The organism is Arthrobacter sp. MDT1-49-2 (assembly GCF_059090185.1).
Genome location: NZ_JBNHFK010000009.1, coordinates 157140 through 173780 on the forward strand (window position 1 = coordinate 157140; position 16641 = coordinate 173780).

A 16641-nucleotide genomic window follows, 5' to 3' on the forward strand; every position below is an offset into this window, starting at 1 on the left:
GCTATCCCGCGGACGCAAACCGCTGCTGGCCGATCACGGACAGCAGGCGCAGCTTCTCCGCTGCTTCCGTGCGCGGCGGGGCGGTCAGGACCAGAAGGGCCTGGCTGGCATCCTCGCTGTAGAGCGTCTGGCAGTCCAGCTCAATCTCGCCCAGTTCCGGATGCTGCAGCGTCTTGTGGTCCGCGAACCGGGTGGCAACGTCGTGGTCCTGCCAGATGTCATTGAACTCCGGGCTCAGCCGCTGCAACCGCTTGACCAGGCCGCGTGCCTGGGCGGACCGGGACACCGCGACCCGCAGCCCGGCCACCTGGGCCCTGCCCTGCCGTGCCTGCTCGGCGGCCGGATAGATGGATCGCTCGGCCGGGTCCGTGAACCACCGGTAGACACTGCTGCGGGCATCTCCCGTGAACCGCGAGTGGTCTCCGAGCAGCGCCTTGGCCATGCGGTTTTGCGCCAGGGTCTCACCCAAGGCGGAGAGGATCAGCGCAGGAGTGTCCTCCAACCGGTCCAGCACCCTCAGCAGCGGAGGGGCAATGTGGAGATCCATGGACGCACGCGGCGGAGGATTGCGGCCGGCCAGACGGAAAAGGTAGTCGCGCTCGTCATGGCTAAGCCGCAGCGCCCGTGCCAGTGCTCCCAGCATCTGGTCCGAAGGCTGGGGTCCGCGGCCCTGCTCCAGCCGGGTGTAGTAGTCGATGGACATTCCGGTCAGCGAAGCCACCTCGTCCCGGCGCAGGCCCGGGACGCGGCGTCGCGCACCCGGGGACAGCCCGACGTCGGCCGGCTGCAGTGCGTCCCGGCGGGATTTCAGGAATTCAGCGAGCGTGGAGCGGTCCATGCCTCCATCATCGGGCACGGCCGTGATTCTATACAGGGACCGGCAGTCCTACGACAAACGCTCCCCTCCCGCTCGGCGGCGGCCGGGCCAAGACTGGGTGCATGAATATTTCCGGAAACACCATTTTCATTCCCGGCGCCACCTCCGGTATCGGCCTGGCGCTCGCCCTCCGTTTCTCCGCCGCAGGCAATACGGTGATCATCGGCGGCCGCCGCGCCGATGTCCTGGACCGCCTCGCCGCCGACCACGGCTTCGGCACGGTGGTCATCGACACCACCGATCCGGCCTCGGTCCTGGCGGCACGGGACACCGTCACCGCCCGCTATCCCGGACTGAACGTGCTTATTGCCATGGCCGGGGTTATGGCCCCGGAAGACGTGCACACCGCAGGCTTCCTGCCGGAAGCCGAGCGCATCGTCGAGACCAACGTCCTCGGCCCGCTGCGCCTGATGGCGGCTTTCATCGAGCATCTGGAAACCCGGCCGCAGGCAGCCCTCATGACGGTCTCCTCCGGGCTGGCCCACACGCCGCTGGCGGCCACCCCCACGTACAACGGAACCAAGGCCTTCATCCACCGGTTCAGCGAGACCATCCGGCTCCAACTGGCCGGCACCCCGGTCCAGGTCATCGAGCTGGTTCCGCCGGCGGTGCAGACCGAGCTGATGCCCGGCGGGTCGGTGAATGAGCACTACCTGCCGATGGATGATTTCGCGGACGAGGTCATGGCGCTGCTGGAAACCCGGCCCGATGCCACGGAAATCCTGGTCGAGGCCGTGAAGTTCCTGCGGTTCGCCGAGGTGCAGGGGCGTTACGACGCCGCCGTGGCTGCCGTGAATCCGCAGCTCACGGCGGGGGAGCCGGCCTAGCGTGCCTGCTCAGACCCGGCGGTAAGCCAGATCGAAGATCAGCCGCCCGGCCTGGTGGGCCTTGTTCTCGAAGCTGGTGAGCGTGCGCCCCTCGAAACGGGGGGCCCAGCCGCCGCGCTCGTCGACGTCGTCCTCGGGAGCCTTGTTTTCCAGGCCCTCCCGATGCACCCGGGTCAGCGGGCCGGTTTCCCCGGCCAGCTCGCCGGCGTGCAGGTTCTCGAACCGGGCGGAGGCATCCAGGACCTCGCGCATCTGCACGGCGTAGTCGGACCAGTCGGTGGCCAGGCGCCAGGTGCCGCCGGGCACCAGGACGCGGGCCACCAGCTCGGCGAAGGACTCCTTCACCAGCCGGCGCTTGTGGTGGCGGGTCTTGTGCCAGGGGTCCGGGAAGAACACCCAGACCTCATCCACCGATCCGGCGGGCAGCATGGTGGTCAGCACCTCCGGGGCGTTGGCCTGCACCACTCGGACGTTGGTCAGGCCCTTCTGGCCGATCCGCTGCAGGGTCTGCGCCAGCCCGGGCAGGTAGACCTCCACGGCGAGGAAGTCCTTGTCCGGATTCTGTTCGGCGGCGTGCGTGACGGCTTCGCCCAGCCCGGACCCGATTTCGACGACGAGGGGCGCCGTGCGCCCGAACTCGGCCGCGGCATCGAACACGTAGTCCGGATGCACGGAGGTGTCTGCTTCGTCACGCGGCACGTCCACCACGAAGCGGTCCGAGAGCTCGTCCCAGGCCTGCTGGCGCCGCCCCTGCAGCCGGGAGCCGCGCCGGACAAACGAGACAGGCGAGCGGAAATGCCGGTCCTCGGTGTCAGCGGTTTCGGCGGCGTCGGGGAATGCTGGTTCAGTAGTCATCGCCTTAATGCTATCGGCTGGCGCGCCGCCGGATTTCACTGCGGGAGGCCGGCAAATTAGGAAAGTACACCCCAACAGGTAAGCTGGTGGGAGATGTTGGTCCTGCCACGGCGTAAAAACCGTGTGTGTAAGCAGTCCAGCCTGCGTCGATGAACGCTTTCTTTTGTCCCGCCTGTTAGTGCGGTCGACACTGTCTGACTTTTCTTCGGCGAACCCCCGGCCCAAACGGTGTTGGGGGCCACTTACCGAAAGTTGCCTGTCTTTTAATGACTACTTTTGCTGCCCTTGGCGTGCCCAAGGCACTTGTCTCCTCCCTCGCCGCTGCCGGAATCGCTGAGCCGTTCCCCATCCAGGTGGAGACCCTCCCGGACACTCTCAAGGGGCGCGACGTCCTGGGCCGCGGCCGCACCGGCTCCGGCAAGACCCTCGCTTTCTCGCTGCCGCTGGTTACCCGGCTGGCCGAGAACGAGGCAGCCTACCGCCGCCGCCCGAACCGTCCCCTGGGCCTGGTCCTGGCACCCACCCGTGAACTGGCCACCCAGATCAACAACGTCATTGAGCCGCTGGCCAAGGAACTGGGCCTGAACACCACCGTGATCTACGGCGGCGTCTCCCAGCAGCGCCAGGAAAAGGCACTGAAAGCCGGCGTTGACATTGTCATCGCCTGCCCCGGCCGGCTCGAAGACCTGATGAAGCAGAAGGTCATCAGCCTGGAATCCGTGGAAATCACCGTGCTGGACGAGGCCGACCACATGGCCGACCTCGGCTTCCTGCCGGTGGTCCAGCGCCTGCTGGACCGCACCCCGGAAAAGGGCCAGCGGATGCTGTTCTCCGCCACGCTGGACAACGGCGTGGACAAGCTGGTCCGCCGTTACCTGTCGAACCCGCTGACGCACTCCGTGGATGAGCCGCAGGCAGCGGTCTCCACCATGGAGCACCACGTACTGCTGGTCCAGGACCAGACCGCCAAGAAGCTCCTGGTCAAGGAACTGGCTTCCGGCCAGGGCCGGCGCATCATGTTCATGCGCACCAAGCACCACGCCCGCAAGATGGCCAAGTTCCTCACGGACAGCGGCATCCCGACGGTGGACCTGCACGGCAACCTGTCCCAGAATGCCCGCGACCGGAACCTGGCCGAATTCGCTTCCGGCGACGTCCGCGTCCTGGTGGCCACCGACGTCGCCGCCCGCGGCGTGCACGTGGATGACGTGGAGCTTGTGGTCCACATCGATCCGCCCACGGAGCACAAGGCGTACCTGCACCGCTCGGGCCGCACCGCCCGTGCCGGTTCCGACGGCACCGTAGTGACCCTGACCCTTCCGGAGCAGAAGAGCGAGGTCTCCAAGCTGATGAAGGCGGCCGGTGTCGATGTCTCCATTGAGAAGGTCAGCCACAACTCACCCTCGATCGCCAAGCTCATCGGTGAGCGGGCTGCCGTAGTGGAACCGCACGTCCGCGCCGCACAGCTGGCCGCCAAGTCCCCGCAGCAGGGCGGCGGCCGCTCCACCGGCGCCAACGCCCAGCGCAAGCGCGCAGCCCGGGGCACCGGTGCACCCCGCGCCGGCGGCCGCGGCGGCAACGGCGGGCGCGGACGCGTCTCCGCCGAACGCCCCGAGCGGATGGACCGCAGCGAACGCAATGACCGCGCAGCAGCCGGCGACGGCGCACGCACCCAGCGCCCGGCCCGCGCCGTGGAAGGCCGCCGGACAAGCGCCGGAGCCGCCACTGCATCCGGACGCAACCGCCGTCCCGCCACCGGCCAGCGCGCTGAAGGTGCAGGAGCAGGCCAGCGTTCCGGAGGAGCCGCCGGCCGTCCGGCACGTGCCGCCGGTTCCCGCCGCGCCAGTGCCCCGGCGTCCAATGAGCGCCGCTCGCGCTAAAAGACGTCCTGACGGTGCGCTAAGTACCGGCACATGAAAGGCGCCGCATCCAGAGGATGCGGCGCCTTTAGTGTTGGATCCGGGCTGCAGCCCCGCCTACTCGGTGTACAGGCCCATTCCGCGCAGGACGTTGCGGCGTGCGGCATTGGAGATGATGAACCGCCGTCCGGAGGTCACCTCCGGATCAATCCGCACGAACGCGTTCTTGGTACCCGTCTGCCAGGGGAACAGAGGAAGCTCCTCGGAGGCCAGGATCTCCTCGTTGTCCGTCAGCAGGGACGCGGTGCCCTTGAGGACCACGCTCCAGGCGGAGGAAAGGTTGTCGTCATAGCCGTCGATTTCGAAGGCGACGGTATTGCCGGACAGGGCGCCGGAAAGCTTGGTTCCCGCGGCGGTGCGGAACACTACGCTGCCATGGTCCACGGCAACGTTGACCGGGAAAATCTCCGGCTGCCCGTCCACAATGACGGCCAGCCGGCCGAACTGTGCCCGCCGGATGTAGTCCCAGCACTGGTTGGAAGTGAGTTGGTCTGCGGTGGCTTCTTCGGAGGTCGGCATGCCGCCAGTCTAGGCCAGAGGGCACCGGCGCGGCCAAGCAGTCCACCGCCCGTGGCTTAACAATGGCCGGTGGAGAAGAATGGGGAAATGAAAGCGATCCTGAATGTCATCTGGCTTCTGTTCGGCGGTATCTGGCTGGCCCTCGGGTATGCGCTGGCGGGGGTGCTGTGCTGCCTGCTGATCGTGACCATTCCGTTCGGCATCGCCTCCTTCCGGATCGCCAATTACGCGCTCTGGCCCTTCGGCCGGACAGTGGTGGACCGCGGAGGATTTACCGGTCCGCTGAGCCTGGTCGGCAATATCATCTGGCTGCTGCTGGCAGGGATCTGGATTGCCATCGGCCATGTGGTGACCGCCATCCCGATGTTCGTCAGCATTGTGGGCATCCCGTTGGGAATCGCGAACCTGAAGATGGTGCCTATCTCCCTCATGCCGCTGGGAAAGGTCATAGTGCCCACGGATACCTGGCAGATCACCCCCTACGCCGGCAACGCGTACCGGCAGCCGGGGTATAGCGGCCGGACGGTGCCCGGACAGTACCGGCAGCCGGGACAGTACTAGCCCCGCGGTACACCTTCCAGGAATGCCTTCATCAGCGGTCCGCCCGAGGTGGAGCCGCGTTCGCCCTGTTCCACGAAGACCGCCACGGCCAGATCACCCTGGATGGCCAGCACCCAGGCATGGGTCTGGGGCGGATCCTCGCTGCCGAATTCGGCGGTGCCGGTCTTGGCCAGCACCGGATCCCCGGGTACCTCTCCCAGCATCTGCACGCCGCCCTCGGTGACCACGGCCCGCATCATCTGCTGCAGGGACTCGGCCTCGGCCGGAGTGAGGTTCCCCGGCGCAGCCGGGGATGACGAGGTGTCGGGGGAGGGGGAGGCGGCGCCGTCGGCCGTATTGGTGCGGATCAGGATGGGGGCAACGCGTTCACCGGCACCGATGGAGGCACCGGCCACGGCCATTGCCAGCGGGCTGACGAGGATTTCGCCCTGGCCTATCAACGACGCCGCATGGGCGGTTCCCTCCGCTTCGGCGGGAACAGAACCGAAGAAGGCCGGCGTGCCGATGGACGCCTCAACGCCTATGCCCAGGTCCGCTGCTGCGGAGGCGAGGTTCTGCTGGGACACGCTCTCACGTGCATTCAGGAACGCGGTATTGCAGGAATTGGCGAACGCCGTCCGGAGCGGAATGCTGCCGGTCGCAGCCGCAGGATAACCGGGCACGTTGGCGAACCTGCGGCCGTCCACGGTGAGTTCGGCCGGACACTGCACGGTGGTCTCCTCAGTGGCGCCGGTGCGCAGCATGGCCAGCGCCGTCGCGGTCTTGAACGTGGAACCGGGCGGGTACTGGCCCAACAGGGCCGTCTGCTGGCCTTCACTGCCGGGACCGTTGGCGACCGTGAGGATCTCACCGGTGGAGGGCTGGATGGCAACGATGGCCGACGCCGACGGCTCATCCGCCAGGACGGATTCGGCGAGCGTCTGCAGGCCCGGGTCGAGAGTCGTCTGCACATCGGTGCCGGGTTCGGGGTCAAGGGTCATCACACTGGTGCTGGCGCCGTCGGCGCTTTCCACCGTGATTTCCACCCCGTCCCTGCCCCGCAGCTGGTCGTCATACTGCTGCTGCAATCCGGAGAGCCCGGTAGAGTCGCCGGCTGCCAACCGGCCTTCGGACTTCTCGATCAGTTCCGCGGTGGCTTCGCCCACAGTCCCCAGGGTGGCCCGGGCAAAGTCCCGGGTGGGTGCCAGGATCCGTTCCGCCGGCAGGGCCACTGCGCCGGGAATGGCGTCGACGTCGGCTGTTGTGACCGGGCCTTCCGCTTCCGCCCGCTGGACGATGGCTTCCACGAAGGCCTCGGGCCCGGAGGCCTCGACCTGTGCGGTGTAGGCGGCCGGATCCAAACCGGCCAGCTCGGCGAGGGCAGCGGCGGAGGAAGCCTGCAGTCCGGCCGGCACATCGGGTTTGTTGATGCCGATCCGGAGTACGGGCCGGGCGCCCATCAGGGGTTGCCCGTTGCGGTCCAGGATGTCTGCCCGGGGGTTCAGGGCATTCGCGGTGCGGACCAGCCGATCGCCGTCCTGCAGCGAATCGAAGAGGACTGAAGGTGCCCACTCCACGAGCCAGGCGCCGTCGTCGCCGCGGCGCAGCTGGGCGGTGCTCTCGTAATTCCAGTCGGGGGTTGAGTCGCCGTTGATGTCCCAGGCATATGCCAGCTTGGCGGTGGCGGCGTCGTCGTCCTCGGGATCCTCGTCCACTCCGGCCACTGTCACCGCGGGACGGACCGGGCCCATGCCCGCCAGCAGGGTTTCCAGCTCGGTGTTCACCTGCTCGGGCGTGCCAACCGTGAAGGCCGACGCCGAGACATCGGCCTCCGCCAGTCCGCGGGCCAGCTCGGCGGCGGTGTCGTCCGGAGCGGGTTTGTCGGCGGAACAGGACACCAGGCTGAAGGCCAGGGCAGCGGTGAGTACGGAAACGGCGGCACGGTTTTTCCCCATCCGCACAGGCTACCCGTGCCGGGCAGCGGGACAGGGCCGCTGACACGCACAAAGGGCGGCCGGAAACCCTCCGGCCGCCCTTTGTTACTGCAGCGTTACTGCAGGGGAAGGGTTAGGCGGTGCGGTCGGCCTTCAACAGTTCCGCGCAGCGCTCGCCGATCATCATGGTGGTGATGTTCGGGTTGACGGTCACCAGTTCAGGCATCGCCGACGCATCGGCCACCCGCAGCCCGGTGACTCCCTTGACCCGCAGCTGCGGGTCAAGCGGAGCCATCGGATCATCAGCGGAGCCCATGCGCACGGTGCCGGCCGGGTGGTAGACGGTGTTGTGCGTCTTTTTGATGTACTCGGTGATCTGCTCGTCCGTCTGCACGTCCTTGCCCGGGTACAGTTCCTCGCCGGCCCATTCCGCCATGGCGGGGGAGGCTACGATCTCGCGGGCCTTTTTGATGCCGGCCACCATGACCCGCATGTCGTGCGGGTCGGTGAAGTAGCGCGGATCCACCATCGGCTTGTCCCGGAAGTCCCGGCTCCGCAGCCGCACCGTGCCGCGGGAACGGGCATGGGTGACGTTCGGAGTCAGGCAGAAACCGTTCTCCGTCGTGGGGTAGCCGTGGCGCAGGGTGTGCATGTCAAACGGCACCGCCCCGTAGTGGAACATCAGGTCGGGACGGTCCAGGCCCTCTTCCGTGGGGGTGAAGATGCCGATTTCCCACCACTGGGTGGAGGTTTCGGGCATCGGTTTCTTCGCCTCCCACTGGATCACGCCCTCCGGGTGGTCCTGCAGGTTCTCCCCGACGCCGGGGGAATCCACCCGGACCTGAACACCGCGCTCCTCCAGGTGTTCCTTGGGGCCGATGCCGGAGAGCATCAGCAGCTTCGGGGAATCGATGGCTCCGGCGGAGACAATGACCTCCCGCCGGGCACCCAGGTGCTTGGCACGGCCGAACGGGTTGTCAACGACGTCGACGCCGGTGCAGCGGTTCGCGTCGTCGAAGGTCAGTTCCTTGGCGAGGTACCCGGTGAGCAGGGTGAAGTTCTTCCGCTCCATGATCGGGTGGATGTAGGAGACGGAGGAGGAGGAACGGGTTCCGTCGGCACGGCGGTTGATCTGGAAGAAGTTGGCACCGTTGATCACGGTTTCCCCGGTGTTGAACTTAACCCGCGGGATGCCGGACTGCTCGCAGGCGTCCAGCAGGGCGACGCCGCAGGGATCGTTGGCGGGGATGTTCATCAGGTGCACGGGACCGGAATCGCCGTGATGGGGCGCATCCGGGCCGGCGTCCTCATTGGACTCAAGCTTCCGGTACAGCTCCCAGGCCATTTTGGCGTTCCAGCCCTCGGCGCCGAACTTGGTTTCCCACTCGTCAATGTCTTCGCGGGGCGCCCAGAAGGCGATGCAGGAGTTGTGGCTGGAGCAGCCGCCCATGACCTTGGCACGGGCGTGGCGCATAAAGGAGTTGCCGTTTTCCTGCGGTTCAATCTGGTAATCCCAGTCGTAGCCGGATTCCAGGAGCTCCATCCAGCGGTCCAGCTGCAGGATCTCATCGAGCCCGCGGTCATCCGGTCCGGCCTCGACCAGTGCCACCTCGACGTCGGGATCTTCGCTCAGGCGGGCCGCTACAGCCGCGCCGGCGGACCCGCCGCCGACCACGATGTAGTCGAATTCCGTCTTGTCAGCCATTGAAGTGCTAGCCCTTTCCGTGGTCGGTGAACCAACCGGTCACCTGGGGGTTGATGTTGTGGTAAATGTGCTTGGCTTCCTGGTATTCGCCCAGTCCCGTGGGGCCCAGCTCGCGGCCGATGCCGGAGGCGCCGAAGCCGCCCCATTCGGCCTGCGGCAGGTACGGGTGGAAGTCGTTGATCCAGACCGTGCCGGCCCGCATGCGCCGTGCCACGCGCTGGCTCTTGCCGGCGTCCTGCGTCCAGACGGCGCCTGCCAGCCCGTAATCGGTGTCATTGGCTAGTTCCACGGCCTCTTCCTCACCGTTGAACGTCTCAACCGTCACCACCGGGCCGAAGGCCTCATCCAGAAGGGCGGAGCTGCCGCGCTTGACGTTGTCCAGCACGGTGGGGGCGTAGTAGAAGCCCTTCTCCAGTTCCCCGGTGCCCCAGGTGCCGCCGCAGCGGATCCGGGCGCCCTCTTCCACGGCCTTGTTGACGTAGGCGGTGACTTTGTCGCGGTGTGCGGCGGAGATCAGCGGCCCGGTTTCGGCCTTTTCGTCGAAGGGGCCGCCCATCCGGATCATTTCGGCACGGCGCACCAGCTCGTCCACGAAGCGTTCGGCAATCGGTTCCTCCACCAGCAGCCGGGCACCGGCAGAGCAGACCTGGCCGGAGTGGACAAAGGCAGCGTTCAGGGCGTTGTCGAGTGCTGCGTCGAAGTCGGCGTCGGCAAAGATCACGTTCGGGTTCTTGCCGCCCAGCTCCAGGGCGACCTTTTTCACCGTCTTGGCCGCGGCGCCGGCAATCACCTTGCCGGTGGCCACGCCGCCGGTGAAGGAGACCAGGTCCACGTCAGGGGATTCGGCCAGGGGAGCGCCAGCCACTGCTCCGGCGCCGAGCACCAGGTTGGCGACGCCGCGGGGCAGCCCGAGCTCTTCGAGCACCTGCATCATCAGGATGGAGGTGTGCGGGGTCAGCTCGGAGGGCTTCAGGATGAAGGTGCAGCCGGCCGCCAAGGCAGGTGCGATCTTCCAGGCCGCCTGCAGCAGCGGGTAGTTCCACGGGGCGATCAGCCCGCACACGCCGACGGGTTCGTACTCGATCCGGCTGACGACGTCGTTGTTGCCGGCGTCCACCATCCGGCCGGCGTTGGACGCGGCGATCTTCCCGAAGTAGCTGAAGCAGGCAGCGATGTCATCCATGTCGATTTCGCTCTCCACCAGGCGCTTGCCGGTGTCCAGCGTCTCCGCGCGGGCGAATTCGTCCTTCCGCTCGCGCAGCCGCGCTGCAACTTTCAGCAGGAAGTCGCCGCGCTCCGGAGCCGGCACGGAGGACCATTCCCCGCGTTCCCAGGCGGCCTTGGCTGCGGCGATGGCGCGTTCGGTGTCTTCCCGGGTCGCCTCCGAGACAGCTGCGACGAACTCGCCGTCGGCCGGGTTGTGGATTTCACGGATGCCGCCGTCGGATGCGGGCACCCATGCTCCGTCGATGAACAAAGTAGCCGTTGTCATGCTCGTTCCTCCTCGCTGACGAAGTCAGCTTCCCAGTTGTCTTTCGGAACCTGGTCCTCCGCGATGGAGGTATTGCCCGGCACCTCACGGTTGAGGTGCAGGAACTCCAGGTGGGTCTCGTAGTGGTCCAGGACATCGGTGATGACCTGTTCCTTCGTGTAGCCCATGAGGTCGTAGCCGTGGCTGCCCTCAAGGGAGAAGACCTCCATGCGGAAGTACTTGCTGTCCGTCGACGCATTGGTGGCGTAGGACGGGGTGTCGTACTGCACGGGGTAGATCTGGTATTTGAAAATGCGTTCCTCGGCCATCCCCACCTGCAGGTCCAGGTGATGGATGCCGTGCGGTGCCGCCTCGCCTTCACAGAGCACGACGTCGGCGCCGCGCTCCTTGAGCTCGTCGTGGACTTCCTGCAGGGCAGGCCGGGCGACGGTCTGGATAAACCGTTCTGCCTGCCGTGGGCCGGGGTAGGTCATGACGCGGGAGAGCCGCTGCCGCCAGCTGCGCCCGCTGCGTGTGTCCAGGCTGCGGCCGGCAATGATGTTGGGCAGCGAGGCGCGGTAGCTGTCCGTCAGGGAGTTCTCCACCCGCAGCGCCTTGTAGACGCCGAGCATGATGAACAGCAGCAGGATGGACAGCGGCAGGCCCATGATGATGGTGGCGTTCTGCAGGGTGGTCACCCCGCCGACCATCAGCATGGCCAGGGTGAGCAGGCCCGTCACCACGGCCCAGAAAACCCGCAGCCACTTCGGGCCGTCGGAATCCGCGTCCTTCAGATGTGAGGTGAAGTTGGCCATGACCAGCGCGCCGGAGTCCGCGGACGTCACGTAGAAGAGCAACCCGGTGAAGGTGGCGATGGCCGCGGTGGCGGGCGCCCAGGGGTATTGTTCCAGCAGTCCGTAGAACGCCCGTTCGGGCTGGTTCATGGCCACTTCGCCGAACGCCGCGTTGCCGCCCATGACCAGTTCCAGGGCGGAATTGCCGAAGATGGAGATCCACAGCAGGATGAAGGCGAAGGGCACAATCATGGTGCCCAGCACGAACTCGCGGATGGTGCGGCCGCGCGAAATCCGGGCCAGGAAAAGACCGACAAACGGAGCCCAGGCAATCCACCAGGCCCAGAAGAACAACGTCCAGGAACTGAGCCACGCATCCGGGCGGTCATAGGCCATGGTGTCCATGGTCATGGCGGGGAAGCGGCTCAGGACGTCGCCGATGTTCTGCACAATGCCGTCGAGAAGGAAGTTTGTCTTGCCCGCAATGAGCACAAACAGCATCAGGCAGATGGCGAGGATGACGTTGAGCTCGGACAGCCGCCGGATGCCCTTTTCGACGCCGGAAACCACGGATACGGTGGCCATCACCACGGACAGGGCAATCAGTGCGATTTGTACGGTCAGGTTTTCGGGCAGTCCGAACATAAAGCTCAGGCCGTAGTTCAGCTGGACGACGCCGATGCCCAGCGACGTGGCGATGCCGAAGATGGTGCCGAGCAGGGCGGCAATATCCACGCCGTGGCCCAGGGGGCCGTCGATTTTCTTGCCGAAGATTGGATACAGCGCCGACCGGATGCTCAGGGGCAGGTTGTGCCGGTAGGCGAAGTAGCCCAGGGCCAGGCCCATCAGCGCGTAGAGCGCCCATCCGGTGATGCCGTAGTGGAACAGCGTCAATACCAGGGCCTGCCGGGCAGCCTCAGCAGTGGAGCCGTCTCCGGTGGGAGGCGCCAGGTACTGGGTGACCGGTTCCGAAACCGAGAAGAACATCAGGTCAATGCCGATACCCGCCGCGAAGAGCATGGAGGCCCAGGTGAAAACACCGAACTGCGGTTTGGAATGGTCCGGGCCCAGCTTGGTCTTGCCGACTCGCGTCAGGGCCGTAACCAGCACGAAAATTACAACGAGGCTGACCACCAGGAAGTAGTACCAGCCCATGTTCTTCGAAACCCAACCCACCATGGATCCGATGACCGTCTCAGCGCTCGCGGTGGAGACCATGGCCCACAGGGCAATGGCAAGGATTCCGGTAGCGGAACCGATGAAGACCGTCTTGTTTACCCGGGTTCGCGGTACGGCGGTGTCCGCTGTCTCCGGTTCCGCAAGTTTGCTCATGGGGGGTCAATCCTTCGGGTTGCTTTGGAGTTGTAGAGGCTCTCCGGCAGCCGGGAGGCGCTGAATGCGGCCGCGGCAGCGAACCGGCCTGCAGCAGCTGTGCGGCAGGGCTCACGGCGGCGGCGGCGCAGGCGAAGCACATCCGGAGGCATTTTCGAATCTATCAAAGCCCTCAGTGCCCCCTCGATTCTTTTGATATGGGTCACATTCGGCAGGGTGCGGGCTGAGCACGGGCTGCCGCGGAGCTCCACTGCAGCCGCGGACGGGCGGGCTCCCCGCGGCCGGTGAACCCTGTGCATGCCCTGCTTTCCCTGCTACCGTTTTTTGGAAATGGCGCAATGTGGCCAACGCCACAACCCGCCTGCACGGGGGATTCCGACTGATCAGCCTGTCGGCGTCGACGGCTGATACGGGGCCCGGGGCGGTTGCGGGTTGTTCTAAAGAGGAGTGGGCGGATGTCCGATCTGGACATGATTCTGGACAAAACGGAACGCTCCATGGGTCGCCGGCAAATTCAGGCCGGCCACGCGCTCATGGTGGTCATGGTGCGGGAGATCGGCTGGCCGATAGGCGAAGTGTGGTCCGCCCTGACTGCCCCGGAACGGGTGGGCCAGTGGTTGGGTGCTCCGGAAGGGGACCTTCGCCGGGGCGGTTCCTGGAACCTCCCCGATGGTTCCCACGGTGACGTCCTGCGCTGCGATGCTCCCCGCCTGCTGACCGTGTCCTGGGTCCGGGAGGGCAGGCGCCCCGCGGAACTGGAGTTCAGGTTGGCGGCGGAGGACAGCCGGACGCGGATTGAACTGCGCTACGCATCAGTGCGCAAGGGTTTTGCCCTCACTGCCGATCCCGTCGGTGGGCTGTGGACCGGAGGGGCAGGCTGGGAGTACTTCCTGGACCAATTGGAAGAGTATGTGGAGGGGCGGATACCCGAAGAGGTGTTGGGCCTGATGCCGGACCTGAGTCCCGACGCCGCGATGGGTGAGCTCTTCGAGGCGCGCAATGCGCGGTGGCGGCGCGCGGCCGATGACTTTGAGCAGGAGCATGTCCTTTAGCGTCCGGAGCGGGATGAAACGGGGGAATGAGCGGGGGCGGAGCGCATCGGCAAAGCTCCCGCGATGCCATTGATTTCGCTGTGGATAACTTTACTTTCAAAGTTGAGCTGCCTAGACTCAACTTTGTTAGAACAGCATCGCTAAAGCTGAATCTGCCCAGGTTTTGAGGAGCCACCGTGGACACCAAATTCACGAATAAGAGCCAGGAAGCGCTCTCGGCTGCGGCCATGAACGCGAACACCGCCGGCAATCCGCAGATCGAACCCTCCCATTTGCTCAAAGCGCTGATGGACCAGCGGCAGGGTGTCGCCGTCGCCCTGCTCAAGGCCGCCGGGGTCAACGTGGACACGGTCAGCGCCGGCGCCAGCAGCGCGATCCATCAGCTGCCCTCGTCCTCCGGCTCCTCAGTCGCCCAGCCGCAGTTCTCCCGGCCGCTGCTCCAGGTCATCAACGCCGCCCAGCAGGAAGCAGAACAGCTGGGGGATGCCTTCGTCTCCACCGAGCACCTGCTGCTCGGGCTGTCCCTCGACAGCGGGCCGGCGGGCAAGGTCCTGCGGGAGAACAACGCGGGCCATGATGCCCTCATCGCCGTGCTTCCATCCGTAAGAGGAGATCGTAAAGTGACCAACGCCGACCCGGAGAACACCTTCCAGGCCCTGGAGAAATTCAGTACAGACCTGACCGAGATGGCCCGTTCGGGCAAGCTGGACCCGGTGATCGGCCGGGATGCGGAGATCCGCCGCGTCATCCAGGTCCTGAGCCGCCGGACCAAAAACAATCCGGTGCTCATCGGCGAACCCGGTGTCGGCAAGACCGCCGTCGTTGAAGGGCTGGCCCAGCGCATTGTGGCCGGCGACGTGCCGGAATCGCTCAGCGGCAAGACCCTGCTGTCACTGGACCTGGGATCCATGGTGGCCGGCGCCAAATACCGCGGTGAGTTCGAAGAACGTTTCAAGGCTGTGCTCGAAGAGATTTCCAGCGCCGAAGGGCAGATTGTCACCTTTATCGACGAGCTGCACACCGTGGTGGGAGCCGGTGCGGCCGAGGGCTCCATGGACGCCGGCAACATGCTCAAGCCGATGCTGGCGCGCGGTGAGCTGCGGCTCATCGGCGCCACCACCCTGGACGAGTACCGGGAGAACATCGAGAAGGACGCAGCCCTCGAACGCCGTTTCCAGCAGGTCTACGTGGGCGAGCCCAGCGTGCCGGACACTATCGGCATCCTCCGGGGACTTAAGGAACGCTACGAGGCACACCACAAGGTTGCCATTGCGGATTCGGCTCTGGTGGCCGCGGCCACCCTGTCCAACCGCTACATCACCGGGCGCCAGCTGCCGGACAAGGCCATTGACCTGGTGGATGAGGCCGCTTCCCGGCTGCGGATGGAAATCGATTCCGCTCCGGAGGAAATCGATGAACTGCGCCGTGCGGTGGACCGGCTGACCATGGAAGAGCTGGCGTTGGCCAACGAAACCGATCAGGCGTCCATCGAACGGCTGGAAGTACTGCGTGAGGACATGGCCAACCGGAAGGAACAGCTGGCGGCCCTCAACGCCCGCTGGGAGGCCGAGAAGGCCGGCCTGAACCGGGTCGGCGACCTGAAGGCCAAGGTCGATGAGCTGCGCAGCCTTGCGGAAAAGGCCCAGCGTGACGGCGATCTTACCGAGGCGTCACGGATCCTGTACGGGGAGATTCCCGCCCTTCAGAAGGAACTTGAAGCGGCCCAGCAGGCAGAGGCGAGTAAATACGGCGATGAAGCCCAGGAGCTGATGGTCTCCGAGGAGGTCACGGCGGATGACATTGCCGAAGTGGTTTCAGCCTGGACCGGTATTCCCGCAGGGCGGATGCTGCAGGGCGAATCCCAGAAGCTGCTGGACATGGAAGAAGCCCTCGGGTCGCGGCTGATCGGCCAGACCAAGGCCGTGGCTGCGGTATCGGACGCTGTACGCCGGTCGCGGGCCGGCGTCAGCGACCCGGACCGCCCCACCGGCTCCTTCCTCTTCCTGGGCCCCACCGGCGTCGGCAAGACCGAACTTGCCAAGGCGCTCGCAGACTTCCTCTTTGATGACGAGCGGGCCATGGTCCGCATCGATATGAGCGAGTACTCGGAGAAGCATGCCGTCTCCCGCCTAGTCGGAGCTCCCCCCGGATACGTGGGATATGAAGAGGGCGGCCAGCTCACGGAAGCGGTGCGCCGCCGGCCCTATTCCGTGATCCTGCTGGACGAAGTGGAGAAGGCCCATCCGGACGTCTTCGACATCCTGCTCCAGGTGCTCGACGACGGACGGCTGACGGACGGGCAGGGACGGACAGTGGATTTCCGGAACGTCATCCTGATCCTGACCTCCAACCTCGGCTCCCAATTCCTGGTGGACCCGGGCCTGAACGAGGACCAGAAGCGGGAATCGGTGATGGCCATGGTCAACGCCAACTTCAAGCCGGAATTCCTTAACCGCCTGGATGATGTCATCCTGTTTGATCCGCTGAGCCTGGAGGATCTGACCCGGATTGTCGACATCCAGGTCCGGGCGCTTGCTGCCCGGCTGCACGAGCGCCGGCTGGTGCTGGATGTCACCGACGCGGCCCGCGAATGGCTGGGGCTTACCGGCTACGATCCGGCGTACGGCGCCAGGCCGCTGCGCCGCCTGGTGCAGCGGGAGATCGGCGACAAACTGGCCCGGGGCATTCTGGCCGGCAAGATCAGCGACGGTGACACGGTGCTGGTGGACCGTGCCGGTGACGGGTTGGACGGTGACGGCCTGGTGGCCGAGACCGGGCTGACGGTGGCTGCGGTCGGCTAGCCGGCTGTTGCGGGG

11 protein-coding genes and 1 pseudogene are annotated in these 16641 nt (G+C 66.1%); 5 read left to right on the top strand and 7 right to left on the bottom strand.

The genetic code is table 11. The features are described from left to right. Position 1: 1 nt before the first annotated feature. Positions 2 to 838, bottom strand: coding sequence for a helix-turn-helix transcriptional regulator (locus tag AC5RTS_RS13565; RefSeq protein ID WP_493992565.1), 837 nt, complete (start codon positions 836 to 838; stop codon positions 2 to 4). A gap of 101 nt (positions 839 to 939) precedes the next feature. On the opposite strand from AC5RTS_RS13565, the gene AC5RTS_RS13570 reads away from it, so the two are divergent. Then, on the top strand, positions 940 to 1704 hold the full coding sequence (locus AC5RTS_RS13570) for an SDR family oxidoreductase (RefSeq protein ID WP_493992537.1): 765 nt from the start codon (positions 940 to 942) through the stop codon (positions 1702 to 1704). 9 nt (positions 1705 to 1713) lie between these two features. Here the strand turns inward: AC5RTS_RS13570 and trmB are convergent, their stop codons facing one another. Then, entirely contained in the window at positions 1714 to 2559 is an 846-nt protein-coding gene (trmB, locus tag AC5RTS_RS13575; RefSeq protein ID WP_493992538.1) for a tRNA (guanosine(46)-N7)-methyltransferase TrmB, read from the bottom strand. A gap of 266 nt (positions 2560 to 2825) precedes the next feature. Here trmB and AC5RTS_RS13580 point away from each other — a divergent pair, with 266 nt between their 5' ends. Then, on the top strand, positions 2826 to 4439 hold the full coding sequence (locus tag AC5RTS_RS13580; protein WP_493992539.1) for a DEAD/DEAH box helicase: 1614 nt from the start codon (positions 2826 to 2828) through the stop codon (positions 4437 to 4439). Positions 4440 to 4535: 96 nt separating this feature from the next. Here AC5RTS_RS13580 and AC5RTS_RS13585 read toward each other — a convergent pair whose 3' ends face one another. Continuing rightward, a complete protein-coding gene (locus AC5RTS_RS13585) occupies positions 4536 to 4997 on the bottom strand; it encodes a pyridoxamine 5'-phosphate oxidase family protein (protein ID WP_493992540.1) in 462 nt (153 codons plus the stop codon). 87 nt (positions 4998 to 5084) lie between these two features. Between AC5RTS_RS13585 and AC5RTS_RS13590 the strand changes: the two are divergent. Continuing rightward, a pseudogene (locus AC5RTS_RS13590) lies at positions 5085 to 5480 on the top strand (YccF domain-containing protein); the annotation flags it as partial. A gap of 74 nt (positions 5481 to 5554) precedes the next feature. Here the strand turns inward: AC5RTS_RS13590 and AC5RTS_RS13595 are convergent. From AC5RTS_RS13595 to betT, 4 genes are all read right to left on the bottom strand, one after another. Continuing rightward, complete coding sequence (locus AC5RTS_RS13595; RefSeq protein WP_493992541.1) at positions 5555 to 7492, bottom strand: penicillin-binding transpeptidase domain-containing protein; 1938 nt, start codon at positions 7490 to 7492, stop codon at positions 5555 to 5557. 112 nt (positions 7493 to 7604) lie between these two features. After that, complete coding sequence (locus tag AC5RTS_RS13600; protein ID WP_493992542.1) at positions 7605 to 9176, bottom strand: GMC family oxidoreductase; 1572 nt, start codon at positions 9174 to 9176, stop codon at positions 7605 to 7607. A gap of 7 nt (positions 9177 to 9183) precedes the next feature. Continuing rightward, positions 9184 to 10668, bottom strand: a complete 1485-nt coding sequence (locus AC5RTS_RS13605) for an aldehyde dehydrogenase family protein (RefSeq protein ID WP_493992543.1) — start codon at positions 10666 to 10668, stop codon at positions 9184 to 9186. Continuing rightward, positions 10665 to 12773, bottom strand: a complete 2109-nt coding sequence (betT, locus tag AC5RTS_RS13610; protein ID WP_493992544.1) for a choline BCCT transporter BetT — start codon at positions 12771 to 12773, stop codon at positions 10665 to 10667. The genes AC5RTS_RS13605 and betT overlap by 4 nt, the downstream gene beginning before the upstream one ends. A gap of 455 nt (positions 12774 to 13228) precedes the next feature. Between betT and AC5RTS_RS13615 the strand changes: the two genes are divergently transcribed. Beyond that, positions 13229 to 13825 (top strand): SRPBCC domain-containing protein, encoded by a 597-nt coding sequence (locus tag AC5RTS_RS13615; protein WP_493992545.1) that lies wholly within the window; start codon positions 13229 to 13231, stop codon positions 13823 to 13825. Positions 13826 to 14001: 176 nt separating this feature from the next. Beyond that, the gene (gene clpB, locus AC5RTS_RS13620) at positions 14002 to 16626 is read left to right on the top strand and encodes an ATP-dependent chaperone ClpB (RefSeq protein ID WP_493992546.1); all 2625 of its coding nucleotides are present in this window, start codon (positions 14002 to 14004) and stop codon (positions 16624 to 16626) included. Positions 16627 to 16641 lie beyond the last annotated feature (15 nt).